Raw genomic sequence first — 14,351 nt, 5'->3', positions numbered from 1 at the left:
GGAAAAATCATGAGCGTTATTTCAATGAAACAGTTATTAGAAGCAGGTGTTCACTTTGGACATCAGACAAGAAGATGGAACCCTAAAATGGCAGAGTACATCTACACAGAGAGAAACGGAATCTACATCATCGACTTACAGAAATCAGTTGGAAAAGTAGATGAAGCTTACAAAGCAATCTCTGACATCGCAGCAGAAGGAGGAACAATCCTTTTCGTTGGAACAAAGAAACAGGCACAGGATGCAATCAAATCTGAAGCAGAACGTTGCGGAATGTTCTATGTAAACGAGAGATGGTTAGGTGGAATGCTCACAAACTTCAAGACAATCCAGAGCAGAATCGCACGCTTAAAAGATATCGAAAGAATGGCAGAAGACGGAACATTCGACGTATTACCTAAGAAAGAAGTTATCGCAATCAAAAAAGAGTGGGAGAAACTTGAAAAGAACTTAGGCGGAATCAAAGATATGAAGAAAGCTCCAGATGCAATCTTTATCGTAGACCCTAAGAAAGAAAGAATCTGTGTTCAGGAAGCACACACACTTGGAATTCCGTTGATCGGTATCGCAGATACAAACTGTGATCCAGAAGAATTAGACTATGTAATTCCAGGAAACGATGATGCAATCAGAGCAGTTAAGTTAATCGTTGCTAAAATGGCAGACGCTGTAATCGAAGCAAACCAGGGTGTTACAGGAGAAGAAGAAATTTTTGAAGAAGTAACAGAAGAAGCAGCTGAAGAAGTAACAGAAGAAGCTTAAGATTGGAACTAAATGCTTCAGCCTGAATACAGGTTGAAGCATTTTTTTAAAGAAACTATTATCAATGGAGGAAATGATCATGGCAATCACAGCTAGTATGGTAAAAGAATTAAGAGAGATGACAGGTGCAGGAATGATGGACTGCAAAAAAGCTCTTAATGAAACAAACGGAAACATGGACGAAGCAGTAGAATACTTAAGAAAGAACGGACAGGCAAAAGCTGACAAGAAAGCAGGAAGAATTGCAGCAGAAGGTCTTGTAAAAGCTGTTGTAAAAGATGACAAAGTAGCAGCAATCGTAGAAGTAAACTCTGAGACAGACTTCGTTGCTAAGAATGCTGACTTCCAGGCATATGTAGAAGAAGTTGCAAATCAGGCAGTAGCAACAGAAGCAGCTGATATGGATGCTTTCTTAAGCGAAGCATGGTTAGCAGACAACACAAAGACTGTAAAAGATGCTTTGACAGAGAAAATCGCTGTTATCGGAGAAAACTTAAGCATCAGAAGATTTGAAAAAGTAGTTACAGACGGATGTGTAGTACCTTACATCCACGGTGGCGGAAGAATCGGTGTTTTAGTAGAAGCTGAGACAGACGTAATCAACGACGAGATCAAAGCTTGCTTAAAGAACGTAGCAATGCAGGTAGCAGCTATGTCTCCAAAATACGTTTCACGCGATGAAGTATCTGCAGAATACTTAGAGCACGAAAAAGAAATCTTATTAGCTCAGGCTAAGACAGAAAACCCAGAGAAGCCAGACAACATCATCGAAAAGATGATCATCGGACGTCTCAACAAAGAATTAAAAGAAATCTGCTTATTAGATCAGGCATACGTACAGGATGGTGACTTATCTGTTGCTAAATATGTAGAAAAAGTAGCAAAAGAAAATGGTGCTAACGTAACAGTTAAGAAATTCGTTCGTTTCGAAACTGGAGAAGGATTAGAGAAGAAAAACGAAGACTTTGCTGCTGAAGTGGCTGCACAGATGGGAAACTAATTTATCAATCGTAAGACTGGTAAAAATCGAATTAAATAGCGTATTTAAGCGGTTTCTGACTATTTTGACAAGTGTTATAAACTACTGTAAAATCTCACAAAATATCATGCTATTTTGGGTACAGATTGGGTAGGGTATTGGGTAAAGAAATTTACCCAACCTCTTAATGAGGAATTTGCTTGTTGTTTAAAATAGAAAGGGAACGCTGTGAGTGATGAGGGTGTATTGTATTTTGCAATATACCCTTAAATTTTTGGAAAATAATGTTAAAGACTAGGAAATGTGTTAGAATGAAAGAAATAAACAAATTAGAATTTATCAGAAAATGAGGAATAGTTGAAATGGAGGCGCTATAATAACATGAAGATTGAAGGGAACCAGAAAGAACTGGATGCAATGGTAGAATTTCATAAGGGAAACCGTGTCGAGGGGCTGAGACTGCAAGAAGAATTTGCAGCGGAATTTCGTAAGGAGTATAAAGACAAAGATCACTGTCCTTGCCTGAAAGCCTGTCGTTATCACGGAAACTGTAAGGAATGTGTAGCAATCCACAGAGCGCATCAGGAACATGTTCCTAATTGTATGCGACCATTGATTAATAAAAAATTGAAATTGATGTCAGAATTAACAGAGCATACCTTGGCAAATGAAATAGAAGCTCCACATGAGATTTTAAGAAAATAGGCAAGTCAAATTTCAGTTTGTAGCAGACAGTTTTTGATAGGACTGTCTGCTTTTCTTTTTCAATCATAATTGATAGTAGTGCTATAAAATGGTTCACATCCATTGTGAAAAGACCATTTAGAACAGTGTAGATTGATTGTAAGGGTGGTGGGAGTTCCGTTGATTTGGTTATGTTCTGCTTCGATTTCCGCTACCACTTCATCTGTATTCCAGTATTGATATACGATAACTTGCAATTCGGTATCACGATTAGCCCCATTGCTGAATGACATACTGTTAAATACAAGATAATCGGGCAAGCTAATGTAATAGAGAACACCTGCAAGCAAGACTAGAATAATAGTGACAAATAATAATTTCTTTTTCATTTTGATATACCTCTATTTTTATATAGTTATAGGGATAACTATATAGTACCTCACTATATAGTGAATTACTACATAAAGATTTATTGAATATACTTTTATGTAGAGGTGAGGCAATGAAGTATGGACATTTGGAACTTCACATAGAGGAACTGCTGAAAGAAAAAGGAATTAGTAAGAATACCATTTGTAAGGAATTGGATATACCGAGGTCTAACTTTAATCGTTATTGCAGAAATGAATTTCAGAGATTAGACGCACAACTAATTTGTAAACTGTGCAGTTACTTGGATTGTGGAATAGAAGAATTGATAGAGCATGTGAAAGAATGAGAGCCTGTCGGATTGAAGAAAATTCGTGCAGGCTTTTGTAATGTCAAGAAAAAGAGAAACGTAGTGAGGTCAAGGAACAAGGCGAAGCCGATACGCCGTAGGGCAGTCCTTGACGGAACGGACACAGCCAACAGCACCATGATACAGCAGAGGACTTGAAAGGTCAGAAACCTTGCAAGTCCTCTTGTCTGTTACTGGGCATTATGTTTTAAATAAAGTGCTTCTTTCACCACTTCTTTTTCAAATGCTTTTATGTGACAATCATGTACTTCATTGTCGATATAAAAGCAGTCGTCAGCCTGTGAGTAGGAAAGTTTGGTAACTTTCGGTTCATAGGTTTTTGTATCAATTCCATAATAGTAAATCGTGGCGGTTGTTAATACCATGTGTATGCTTTCAAAAACTCTTGTAAAAATAGTATGTCTGTCGGAATAGAAGAAATCAGACGGACATTCGTAGAACTCGGAACTATCCTCTTTCAAAAATAAAGGTAATATGTGCATTGCATTTCCAGCACGATTAACAAGAACATAAAAGCGTGGAATGAGGGCGGCATATTGCGTCATCATGGCAATATATATATCGTCTAAATTATCAAGAAGATACTCGGAACAGGAGTTGTTATAAAAGACATATTGCAGGGCATTGTCATTTTGGCTTGTATGTTCCATAGGTACATTTTGTCCGTAAAGCCACCGCAAATCTACATCTAAGGAGTCGGCAATCAATTCCATTTTATCGGCTTTTGGATTGTATTGTCCCGAAAGATAGGAACTGAACGCTCCTTTGCTGATACCTGTATCTTTGACTATATCTACCTGTTTTTTATTTTTTGCTCTCATGGCAAATTTAATCCGTTCTGCGATTGTATTCATCTGAAAAACCCTCTCTTTCCATATCTCGTTATAACTTCTCATATCGTATCGTCTAAGGATACTATACCACAAGCTCAGAAAAAAGAAAATAAAAAGTTTATAAAAAGCTAAACTTTGTATTGCAAAATGAATTTGCCTGTGCTAATATACAATTAAGTTCAGAAATAACTGAACAATAAACGACGTCGTAATAAGAAAATGAAAATATAAGAAACTGACCTATCGGTTCAACGGGGAGAAAGGAACGTGTATGCAGATTACATTAACAAAAGAACAAGTAAAAGAAGCCTTTGGAGAACTTCGTTTCATGGGTGCGGATAACTGTTACCGCTATGATAAAGACAGTAAGAAGAAAACAGAGGAAGTGGAAGCCTTAAAACTTCATCTTGGAAGCATGAGGCTTGGGAACAGCGTGGATATTCGATTGGAAACAACGGAACTTCCAAAGATTGAGCCTTATGCGGTGGTGGAACTGGAAGAACCAGTATATGCCCCTTATGTGCAGAGAGGAAACTTTCCTGTATTAGTGGAGAAGATTACCTGTAAGGGTATCCGCCCTGTTCCAAACAAAACTATGTAGGCGGTCAAAGTTCCTGCCCTCGTTCTGACGTACCAAACGGCAGGTTGAGGGCAGGGCAATGGCAACGCCATTGCAGATAAGGAGGTTTGATAAATTTGGAAGAAAGAAACGGAAGTTTTCTTCCAGAACTCCCCTACACTAACAGGGGAGTAATACGGCAGAAAGAAGAATTAAGTGCCTTGATAGATTGGTGTCAGATAACCATTAAGGAAGTTCCGTTAGAAGCAGTCATAGAAGATGTGTTGAGAATACCTATGGAACTTATGACGGTAACAGGCTATGAAAAAGGGATTGCAGGACATGAGGTTGTGGCAATCTTCGATAATATCAAAGTGCTAAAGCCAACAGGAAACGCACAGTATCAAGGCTTTCAGATTTTAATGAGTGGGAAAGGCTGTCGCAACTATGAGAATTTTTTACAACTCAATGAGGAAACATGGTTTGATTTTTTAAACAGAGTTTGTCAGTATCACATCAATTTTCCTAGGATTGATTTGGCGATAGATGACAGAAAACCGTATTTGAGTATTCCCGATTTAATTATAAGGACAAAAGAGGGATTGCTTTCTTCAAAGTTACGAGAGATAGATTTTCACGACTCGGGCGAACTGAAAGAAGAAGTATTTCAGAGTAAAGGTGGAAGTCTTTATCTCGGCAGTTCAGCCAGTAATTTGAGATTGGTATTTTACGAAAAGGGATATGAGCAGAATAAAAAGTATGGAATAGAATTAGACGAAAATTGGAACAGATATGAATTGAGATTTCGGCAGGAAATGGCAGTAAGTGTAGTACAGGAATTATTGAAATATAGAGATGTGGCAGGACTGGCAATGGAAGTATTGAACAGCAAAATACGATTTTTAGAAAAGCCGACAGACAGCACGACAACACGAAAAAGGCTTTACCCAACCTATCAAGCGTGGGCGGAACTGATGAAAGATATAGGTAAGGTTAAACTTACCATACAACCACAGAAGAAAAGTTTACAAAAGGTGTGGGAATGGTTAGAAAAGTATGTTGCTCCGTCTTTGAAACTGTTTGCAGAGGTTGGAAAGATAGAGCAGAGAGATTATATTGGTAATCTCATAGTAAATGGAGAAATGAATATTACACAGAAACAGTTGTATGATGATTACATAAAAGCAAGAAGATTAGAGGAAAGGGGATAATCGTATAGAAAAAGCATTATTGAATTTAAAAGAGGTAAGTGAGTATCTTGGAATTGGAGAAACAAAGACAAGAGAACTATTGAAAAGCAGAAACTGTCCGTTTTCCATGAAGATTGGGTATCGGTGGTATGCGAACAGAAGATTATTAGACACATGGCTAGAGCAACAGACAAAGAGTTATTGAAGTTCTGATTGAAAAGGAGGCGAACTTATAGTAGTATATGGTTAAAATCACAGAAGTTCCCTTTTTATTTATCAAGACATTTGATTGATAGAAAGGGTAGAGATTATGGGTAAAGATTTAAAAGGAAAAGAATTAGGAACAGGTTTACGTCAAAGAAAGGACGGTAGATACGAAGCAAGAGCAAAGATAAACGGAATAGACATTAACTCGTATGATATTGACTTGAAGAAATTAAAAATATTGTTTGAAAAGGCAAAAGAAGAAGCAAGAAATAATATTGATATGAAACGTCAGAAAATAACGCTGAATGAATGGTTTGAGGAATGGTTTACAAATTATAAAATTCCTAACATCAAGGAAACAAGCGTGTTCCCTATGCGTAGCAAATACTATAATACATTTGGAAAAGCAATAGGGAATATGAAAGTGGCGGATATACGGAACTTAGATATTCAGCGGGTTATTAACGATATGAATAAGCAAGGGAGAGCGTCTTCTAGTATGCGAGATGCTTTAGGCAGAGTTCGGGAGTGTTTGGAGTCTGCAAAGAATAATCGTATTATAGACATCAATCCATGTTTTGAAATCAATGTACCCTGGGAAAATAAAACAGCAGAAAGACGGTTCTTATCAATGGCAGAGCAAACAAGATTTTTGCAGGAAGTAGAGCATAACTGGTATAAAGAAATGTTTTATATTATGTTTCTGACAGGTATGCGAATTGGAGAAGTTGGTGGTCTGAAATGGGAAGATATAGACTGGAATAAGAAATGTATCAACATTCAAAGGTCTTTATCCTGTCAATATGAAAATGGAGTAAAGACCATGCGATTAACAAAGCCTAAAACACATAATTCATACAGAAGTATTCCGTTTATGGCAGAAACAGAAGAAATTCTGTTATCCCAAAAAGAAAAACAGAACAGGCAGAAAAAAGCCTATGGAAATCGTTGGCGTTCAAGTGGAGAATTTGATGATTTGGTGTTTACTACTTCTTTAGGAAGTCCGGTTATTCGGAATGTAGCAGAAAAAGAAATTAAGAAAGTAGTAAAAGCAATCAATTTTCAAGAAGCAATAGAAGCAGTAAAGGAAAACAGAGAACCGATAGAGTTCAAAGACCTTTATCCTCATGCAATCCGACATACATTTTGTAGCAGGTGCTTTGAAAAAGGAATGGATGCTAAAGTAGTGCAAATGCTTATGGGACATCAGCATTACAGTACAACGATTGATATATATACTCATGTGACAGAAACAAAATTTGAAGAAGAAATAGCAAAGTTTGGTAGCGTGAGTGAAAAACAGAAAGTTCAGAAAACTAAAAACTCTACCCAGTGTGCATAAAAGAGTACCCAACATAGCAAAATAAGAGGAAATTGCTTTCAATGAGACTGAAAAGTTTCTACCCAAAGAGGAATTGGGTAAAATGGAAAAGCATAATTACGGAAAGCGTAGAAAACCTTGTAAAAGGGGCATTTGAGAAAACAGTAAATAAAAGTTGGCAAAGCAGATGGGAAACTAAATATTTCTTATAAGTAAATCGAATTACACATAGAAATTACAGGGGGCGGTGATGAATCGTCCCTTTTCCTTTAGAAAGACAGATTGGTTTACTATCGCCAATCTGTCTTTTAATATATATAAAGTAGGTAGAGTCCAATAAAAAGTACTATAATGGCATATGTTTAAAAGGTTAATGAGGAAAGGGAAGTCTAAGCAAATATAATGTCGAGGGAAATGAAAAGACAGGTTGAGGAACGACGTAAGATATTAGAGTAAAAATTTGAAGAAAAGTATGAATGAATTCCTGATATTTTGGGTTATACATGCTTTCGGACAAGTGAGAAGGGGAGTTTTACGGTTACGGGATTGACATGGGCAAAAGCGATTGTGGTAGAGTATGCATTATCAGAAACTGAGGTGAAAAAGAACCTATTTGAGGATGGAGACTTGTTCTACTTGAATGAACTAGATGAAGAGCAGATGTTACAAGTTATGATACAAGAAATAGAAGCGTAGATATATCTCTGATTGAAAAAGTTGGCGACACTATTCTATAGTATTTTAGGAAATATGCGCCCGGTTTATGAGATGATTAGAAGATATATACGAATTTTGGATGTTATAAGATAAAAGGTGAACATTATGAATCAAGAGAAAATTGTTCAATTAAAACAAGGTTTAACAACAGCCTTTATTAATCAAAATACTTCTTCAAACTTGGCTTATAAGCCACAGTTTGTATCAAATAATTATAGAGAAGGAAGAAAAGTTATTTCATCCATCGAGGATGAACTTTTGTCATGCGAAGAATTTGCAATTAGCGTTGCATTTATTACTATGGGAGGGATTACACCGCTTCTTCAGACTTTGAGAGAACTAGAACAACGCGGGATATCCGGCAAAATTCTAACAACGGATTACTTGATGTTTAGCGATCCCAAAGCACTTCGTATCCTCGCAAATTTTAAAAACATTCAATTAAAAATGTTTATTACCGAGAATTCTAAAGAAGGATTTCATACGAAAGGGTATATTTTTAAAAAGGAAGAAATGTATCGAATTATTGTTGGAAGTTCCAATATGACATTAAGTGCACTCACAACAAATCGTGAGTGGAATACCAAAATTGTTTCGACAGAACAGGGAGAATATACGCAAAACATTGTTGCTGAATTTGAAAATTTATGGAATGCGCAGCAATCACTACCATTCGAACAATTTATAGAAGCTTACACTAATATCTACATAAAAAATAAAATTATTCAAAAGCAGAAAGAATTGGCGAAGCAAGCAGAAATTACATCTTTAGAAGTATATCGTTTACAACCAAACTCTATGCAGATTGGTTTTATAAATAATCTTCGAAAAATTTATGAAACTAGAGAGGACAAGGCATTATTAATTTCTGCGACGGGAGCAGGGGTTATATTATTGACAGGCGAAAAAACCTTGATTTATAAGGGTTTGGAGCCTGCCTTTTCTATTTTATCTATGTACTGAATGATGGGTACGGCAAACGTGGCAATATAACTGCAAGAGAATTTTCATATAATTAGGTTGGAGAGTAATCAGGAAACAAGTATGAAAATTTCTGATTATAACAAAAAAGAGAGCCACAGAGTGACTCTCCCAGTGCAGTCCGAAAACATACACCTCAATCAATATATATAATATACAACATTGAATCAAAAAATGCAAGAATTTTTTGAGAAGGACTATTAGGTGTATTAGGATTACGAATTTAAATATGTTTCTAAAGCAGATATTTTTACAGATACATTTTGTGAAATTATCATGTTGTAAATGTTTGGAGCAACAGAATTCTGCAATAAAACATTTTGAGCCTTGTATTGATGTAATAGTTCTTTGGCTCTTAACCCACTGAAATCAATTCTTTTTAGTAGACAACAAATTATTATTATGTAATCTATAAGAGAATATAGAGTAATGTTTTGGATTCCTGTCTCGTGTTCCGTCCAACGCTTCAATACATGACTGAGTTTTCTGTCCTTGAAGCGGGTATCGAAAATGATATTATTGTGAGCTACAGCATTTCTGAGAGCTTTTATTGTGTATAAGATATTAGATAAAAGTTCACGGTTTGTATCGATAGAGATATCGAACATATTTAATTGACTAAGAATTGTTTCTCTAGTTGAAGTGTTTAGGCACTCAAAAAAACTTGCAAGATCGCTTAAATAAAAGATTTCGAATATAACCCATAAAGGAGCATCTTCACCACGATTATAAAAATGACGAACCATTTGATTATCTTTTTTTTCTTCAGCACTATATCGGCTTGAGAGTTTAGAGTACACATTATTTCGTAGCTTTAAGCGGTTTAACTGTAAACGAGTATTAGACGGATTGTCACTCATACGTTCCTTGTAAACGTAATCAAAGGTCCCATAACGAAGACGATCGACAGATGTATTACATACAATATTTTTAATAGCTGTTTCTATAAACATAAGATTGGAATATAACGCGGCTTTTAAGTTGTTGTCGTATTCGATTACAGCCACAACTTCACTAAAATTGGTATAAGGTAATTGATGGTTAGCATCTTTAACAAAACGGTAACCTTTATATCCGTGATAATATCCATAACTGATAAGTTGTTGTTTTTGTTTACTTCCGTTTATTTGAACATTGCAATCATTTCGCAAATGTCTCATAAGTCCATTTATTGTTTGTGGTGAATTCATTCAATTGCCTCCTTTGGTATGGTTTACAAAAATTTTATCAAAGGAATGGAATTAAGGCAAGAAAGAATATCATTTTATGCTTATTTTGATGTGGAGAGTTTGAATTAGTAGAAAAGACAGATTTAGATACGCTGAATAAATTCAGTGCTTCTGGCCTGTCTTTTGTTGTTGTTATTGTTATCGTTTCTTGGATTTCCCTTTGCCGCGTTTGCTCAGAGGCGATTTTAGCAAGTCAGATTTACGAAAGACATTGATTAGAGTGACAAGCTCTGCCTTTGTGATTTTGCTATATTTGATTCCCAACTGTCTAAGTAGCATAACTACCTTCGCTTCTTCGGCGGATCCTTCGAATTGTTTTAATTCATCTAAAGCATTTATAGCAAGATTCGTTGCAGTAGTATCCGCGGTGGTGCTGTCATTTACATGCGCATCACGTATGGAAGACAAAATTTCCATCATGTCCCTGTTAATGGCTGTGCCAAAGAAGTCGTCCTCAGAGAATTGTGCGACTTTGAGTGTTTGCATATAGACATCATTTGGATCAGCACCTTTTTTAGTAATCACCTGTTGGCGAATGGCTTCGAGCATCATATTCGTATCGTGAAGTCGACTTGTTGCAATGCGATCTACGTAAATTTCAGAGTCTGTCATCATCTTACGAAAAGCAGGATGCGAGATTATTTCTGAGAGTAAGCGAGTATTGATCTTGCCGCTTTTTAATACAGCAATTGCCTCATCCGTCAGATGCAGTTCTTCGATAGGTGTGTTTGCTTCGATATCATTCTCTGTTATTCCAAGAAGGTAGTCAACGGATACACCATAAAATTTGGATAAGACTTCCAGGGAATGGCTGCTAATGTCCTTATAGTCATTGTTTTCATATTCACCCAAGGTTGAGCTGGAAATTCCAGTGGCGGCTTCAAAATCCTTTAGCGTTAATTTCCTGACGACACGGAGATCCTTTAGCTTTTCCTGTGTTGTTAATTTTACATACATGTAGTATCACTCCTCTTCAGATTGAGTTATTTATATCATAACAAAAACAAATGTTCGATTAAAGACTAAATTGTACGAAAGCATGGAAATGTGTCATCAATAGGACATCTTTCCGATGTTTTGGATATACGGGAAACGGCTTTTTTCTCTGCTATCATTTAGTTCCCATCGGGGAAATAAGTGAATGAGCGTACGAGCAGTACCTGGCAGGGGAAGCGGGCCGAGATGGTGAGTACACGGAACGGAAGGTTCTAGTGGAAGGGACACCTAGCCTGCCAATGCCAGAGATAACAGGGCAAGCGAAAAGAGTCTCTGATTCTGATCTGTGGGCAGGCAACTGCCGTGACCGTAAGCGAAAGTTGCAGGGAATCGAGTGATACGTCAAAATATAGAACGAGGCCGAAGTTCTGTGACATGATTGGCAGTGAAGACACCGCCTGTCAATCTTGGATAAACATGATAGGTGTAATTGGAGTGGTAATGATAGGTATGAATGCATTAGGAGGAACGATATGCAGAAAAAATCAATAGATACAGGTCAGGCAGTGATGGAATCGACGATGGTAATTGGCAATTGTGCTTTGATCATTGAAAGTCAACCTGGAAGGAATTTAAGTGTGACACAGAAAAGACTAGAAAAATTCAGCAACATTGTAAAGGTGGATTTTCCTGAGAAGTCAGGGTATCGACGAATCGGAAAGTATAAGGTGAAGGAAACATTTGCAGGGGAAGAAAGCCTGACAAGCTTGCTGACACAGTATGTAGAACGAACAGTAGCAATACGATATTAGGAGGAATGTAAATGGCAGAAAAGAAAATCTATCAACTAGCCATCTATCTTCGTCTCTCTAAGGGGGACGGAGATGTGGACGGTGTAGAAAAGGCAGAAAGTAACAGTATTTCCAATCAGAGAATGATTATCGATTGTTATTTGAGCCAACATCCAGAAATGCAGGTGGTGGATACTTATATCGACGATGGATATACAGGAACGAATTATAAGCGCCCTGAGCTGAAACGTATGCTTTACGATATTGACGATGGCCGCGTGGATTGCATTATCGTGAAGGATTTATCCCGCTTTGGGCGAGAGAGAATTGAGACTGGAAATTATATTTCTAAGGTATTTAAGGAGAAAGGGGTTCGCTTCATTGCAATCAATGATCATTATGATTCCTTGACAGCAGATGGAAGCGAAACTCACCTGATTATGCCGATCAAAGCATTGACGAATGACAATTTTAGTAGAGACATTTCGCTGAAAGTCAGATCCAGCTTGGCAGTGAAGAAAGAAAAAGGTGAGTATGTCGCTCCATTTGCTCCATATGGATACAAAAAGGATCCGGAAAATGTGAATCATCTGATTATTGATGAACCAGCGGCTGAGGTTGTTCGAAAAATCTTTGCAAGAAAGATTGACGGATTAAGTGCCAATGCGATTGCAGATGAATTGACTCGTATGGGGTATTAATACCAGCAGATTATAAGCGAAGCTGTGGTGACAACTACAAAAAGGGAAGAAAACCGGATAGATTCGTGTGGTGTGCAGCGCAGGTCATTCGAATTTTGAAGAATGAAATGCTGATTGGAAATATGGTGCAGAGCAAATCTAGCCTAGTCAGTTATAAGGTCAAGAAATTGATCCATAAGCCACGAGAGGAATGGGATATCGTGGAAGGGACTCATGAGCCGATTATCAGTGAAGCAGATTTTGCTATTGTGCAATCGTTGTTGGAAAGAGATGTCATAAAGATAGCGGATACAGAGAATCCAAATATGTTTGCAGGTCTTGTATTTTGTGGAAACTGCGGAAAGTCCTTGATTCGAAGAAAAAGAACATTGAAAAGTGGACCTGTATTTCATTTTCTTTGCTCAGGCTATAACAAAAAGTCAGGATGTACCAGTCATGACATTTTGGAATCGGAGATGATTGAAATTGTATTAGAAAGCATCAACCGCATGATTTGTAAGCTATGTCACTATGACGAGCTGGCAAGAAGCTTGGAGGATTTGCATATTCCAAAGGATGCCGTATTGGTGCAGAATCAGGAAATCCAAAAGCTGAAAGAAGAGCTTTCCAAATGCGGGAGATTAAAATCAGCATTGTATCAGGATTTGAAGGAAGGGATGATCAGCGGAGCTCAGTTTGACCGATATCGCAATCAGTATACGGACCGAGAGATTCGACTACAACATGCAATCCAAGAACAGAAAGCCTTGGTGGAGAAGATTTATAAAAATGGAATTGTGGAAGATGGTATTTTGAAGCAATTTCAGGAAAATCCGCATGTGGAGGAGTTAAACCATCGTTTGCTAGTTAGACTGATTAATCGAATTGTAGTGTACGACGACAATACGGTGGAGATTGTATATCGCTATGCGGATGAACTGAAAAAATGTGAGCAGATACTACACAGTATCGTGAGGAGGATATCATGGCAAGAACGAAAAATAGATATAATGCGGTGGCAAAACCGGCTCCGAAGACCGAAGCCACCAATGAATCATGGAGAACAGGTCTATATGCAAGACTGTCTGTTGAGCTCATCAGTCGCAAATCAGAATCGATTGAAAATCAAATGGAAATTATGAGAAAGTTTACAGACGGAAAACCTGAATTCTTAGAGCTTTTTGAGTATGCAGATAAAGGGTATACAGGTACAGACTTTCACCGTCCTGCATTTGAAAATATGATGGCAGATGTTAGGAGTGGCAAAATCAATTGTATTATTGTGAAGGATTTATCCCGACTTGGACGAGATTATCTAGAGACTAGTAACCTGATTGAAACGATATTTCCATTTTTGGGTGTTCGATTTATCTCGGTAAATGATCATTTTGATACGAAAGAAAATCATAACGGAAATAAGGAATTGGAGATTGCTTTGAAGGATCTTGTCAATGATATGTATGCAAGAGATGTATCAAAGCGAGTCAGCACAACGAGAAAACAGGAACAGATCCGTGGGAAATTCCTTGGAAGCAACGCACCATATGGCTACCAGATTGATAAGGAGCATCCGCTTCGTCAGTTGATTGTGGACGAACCAGCAGCGAAGGTCGTTCAAAGCATTTATGAAATGGTGTTGGATGGACTGCCACTCAGAGAAATATCTATGAAGCTACAGGAACAGAAACTGAGTATTCCAGGGCAATATTTGCGAACAGGACACCTTTACCGAGAATGAGAGGA

The 14,351-nt window shown here is 37.4% G+C and carries 17 protein-coding genes and 1 pseudogene; 14 read left to right on the top strand and 4 right to left on the bottom strand.

Annotated elements, in window-relative coordinates; translation table 11 throughout:
• Positions 1 to 9: 9 nt before the first annotated feature.
• The 3 genes from rpsB to ACESPO_RS02485 all read left to right on the top strand — a co-directional run bounded on the left by rpsB (position 10) and on the right by ACESPO_RS02485 (position 2,446).
• Complete coding sequence (rpsB, locus tag ACESPO_RS02495; protein WP_008975991.1) at positions 10 to 762, top strand: 30S ribosomal protein S2; 753 nt, start codon at positions 10 to 12, stop codon at positions 760 to 762.
• Positions 763 to 841: 79 nt separating this feature from the next.
• Positions 842 to 1,762, top strand: coding sequence for a translation elongation factor Ts (gene tsf / locus ACESPO_RS02490; RefSeq protein WP_009262529.1), 921 nt, complete (start codon positions 842 to 844; stop codon positions 1,760 to 1,762).
• Positions 1,763 to 2,122: 360 nt separating this feature from the next.
• The gene (locus ACESPO_RS02485) at positions 2,123 to 2,446 is read left to right on the top strand and encodes a hypothetical protein (RefSeq protein ID WP_004613237.1); all 324 of its coding nucleotides are present in this window, start codon (positions 2,123 to 2,125) and stop codon (positions 2,444 to 2,446) included.
• Between the two features lie 59 nt (positions 2,447 to 2,505).
• Here the strand turns inward: ACESPO_RS02485 and ACESPO_RS02480 are convergent, their stop codons facing one another.
• On the bottom strand, positions 2,506 to 2,814 hold the full coding sequence (locus ACESPO_RS02480; RefSeq protein WP_499788427.1) for a hypothetical protein: 309 nt from the start codon (positions 2,812 to 2,814) through the stop codon (positions 2,506 to 2,508).
• Positions 2,815 to 2,927: 113 nt separating this feature from the next.
• On the opposite strand from ACESPO_RS02480, the gene ACESPO_RS02475 reads away from it, so the two are divergent.
• A complete protein-coding gene (locus ACESPO_RS02475; RefSeq protein ID WP_257414927.1) occupies positions 2,928 to 3,143 on the top strand; it encodes a helix-turn-helix domain-containing protein in 216 nt (71 codons plus the stop codon).
• Between the two features lie 191 nt (positions 3,144 to 3,334).
• Here ACESPO_RS02475 and ACESPO_RS02470 read toward each other — a convergent pair whose 3' ends face one another.
• A complete protein-coding gene (locus ACESPO_RS02470) occupies positions 3,335 to 4,018 on the bottom strand; it encodes a helix-turn-helix domain-containing protein (protein ID WP_499788426.1) in 684 nt (227 codons plus the stop codon).
• A 250-nt stretch (positions 4,019 to 4,268) separates the two neighbouring features.
• Between ACESPO_RS02470 and ACESPO_RS02465 the strand changes: the two genes are divergently transcribed.
• The 6 genes and pseudogenes from ACESPO_RS02465 to ACESPO_RS02440 form a co-directional block, all read left to right on the top strand.
• A complete protein-coding gene (locus ACESPO_RS02465) occupies positions 4,269 to 4,598 on the top strand; it encodes a hypothetical protein (RefSeq protein ID WP_499788425.1) in 330 nt (109 codons plus the stop codon).
• Positions 4,599 to 4,684: 86 nt separating this feature from the next.
• A complete protein-coding gene (locus tag ACESPO_RS02460) occupies positions 4,685 to 5,767 on the top strand; it encodes a replication initiation factor domain-containing protein (RefSeq protein WP_499788424.1) in 1,083 nt (360 codons plus the stop codon).
• A 19-nt stretch (positions 5,768 to 5,786) separates the two neighbouring features.
• Complete coding sequence (locus tag ACESPO_RS02455) at positions 5,787 to 5,951, top strand: helix-turn-helix domain-containing protein (RefSeq protein ID WP_499788423.1); 165 nt, start codon at positions 5,787 to 5,789, stop codon at positions 5,949 to 5,951.
• Positions 5,952 to 6,056: 105 nt separating this feature from the next.
• On the top strand, positions 6,057 to 7,295 hold the full coding sequence (locus ACESPO_RS02450; protein ID WP_499788422.1) for a tyrosine-type recombinase/integrase: 1,239 nt from the start codon (positions 6,057 to 6,059) through the stop codon (positions 7,293 to 7,295).
• A 471-nt stretch (positions 7,296 to 7,766) separates the two neighbouring features.
• Positions 7,767 to 7,970 carry a hypothetical protein gene (locus tag ACESPO_RS02445; RefSeq protein ID WP_156786559.1) on the top strand — a complete coding sequence of 68 codons (204 nt, stop codon included), beginning with the start codon at positions 7,767 to 7,769 and terminating at the stop codon, positions 7,968 to 7,970.
• A gap of 126 nt (positions 7,971 to 8,096) precedes the next feature.
• Positions 8,097 to 8,876, top strand: a pseudogene (locus tag ACESPO_RS02440) (DEAD/DEAH box helicase); the annotation flags it as partial.
• Between the two features lie 311 nt (positions 8,877 to 9,187).
• Here ACESPO_RS02440 and ACESPO_RS02435 read toward each other — a convergent pair.
• Both ACESPO_RS02435 and ACESPO_RS02430 read right to left on the bottom strand, forming a co-directional pair.
• Positions 9,188 to 10,162 carry an Abi family protein gene (locus ACESPO_RS02435; RefSeq protein ID WP_499788421.1) on the bottom strand — a complete coding sequence of 325 codons (975 nt, stop codon included), beginning with the start codon at positions 10,160 to 10,162 and terminating at the stop codon, positions 9,188 to 9,190.
• 177 nt (positions 10,163 to 10,339) lie between these two features.
• Positions 10,340 to 11,158 (bottom strand): helix-turn-helix domain-containing protein, encoded by an 819-nt coding sequence (locus ACESPO_RS02430; protein WP_499788420.1) that lies wholly within the window; start codon positions 11,156 to 11,158, stop codon positions 10,340 to 10,342.
• 512 nt (positions 11,159 to 11,670) lie between these two features.
• Between ACESPO_RS02430 and ACESPO_RS02425 the strand changes: the two genes are divergently transcribed.
• The 4 genes from ACESPO_RS02425 to ACESPO_RS02410 are packed head-to-tail and all read left to right on the top strand — an operon-like array spanning position 11,671 to position 14,346.
• Positions 11,671 to 11,949, top strand: a complete 279-nt coding sequence (locus tag ACESPO_RS02425) for a hypothetical protein (RefSeq protein WP_499788419.1) — start codon at positions 11,671 to 11,673, stop codon at positions 11,947 to 11,949.
• Positions 11,950 to 11,960: 11 nt separating this feature from the next.
• Positions 11,961 to 12,629 carry a recombinase family protein gene (locus tag ACESPO_RS02420; protein WP_499788418.1) on the top strand — a complete coding sequence of 223 codons (669 nt, stop codon included), beginning with the start codon at positions 11,961 to 11,963 and terminating at the stop codon, positions 12,627 to 12,629.
• Complete coding sequence (locus ACESPO_RS02415) at positions 12,608 to 13,750, top strand: recombinase family protein (protein WP_499788434.1); 1,143 nt, start codon at positions 12,608 to 12,610, stop codon at positions 13,748 to 13,750. Before ACESPO_RS02420 ends, ACESPO_RS02415 begins: the two co-directional genes overlap by 22 nt.
• Positions 13,738 to 14,346 carry a recombinase family protein gene (locus ACESPO_RS02410; RefSeq protein ID WP_499788417.1) on the top strand — a complete coding sequence of 203 codons (609 nt, stop codon included), beginning with the start codon at positions 13,738 to 13,740 and terminating at the stop codon, positions 14,344 to 14,346. Before ACESPO_RS02415 ends, ACESPO_RS02410 begins: the two co-directional genes overlap by 13 nt.
• Positions 14,347 to 14,351 lie beyond the last annotated feature (5 nt).

It is taken from the genome of Coprococcus sp. HPP0074, from assembly GCF_964238105.1.
Taxonomy (GTDB): domain Bacteria; phylum Bacillota; class Clostridia; order Lachnospirales; family Lachnospiraceae; genus Faecalimonas; species Faecalimonas umbilicata.
The sequence above is the reverse complement of the archived record's forward strand: the minus strand, read 5'-3'. Positions and strand labels throughout refer to the sequence as shown.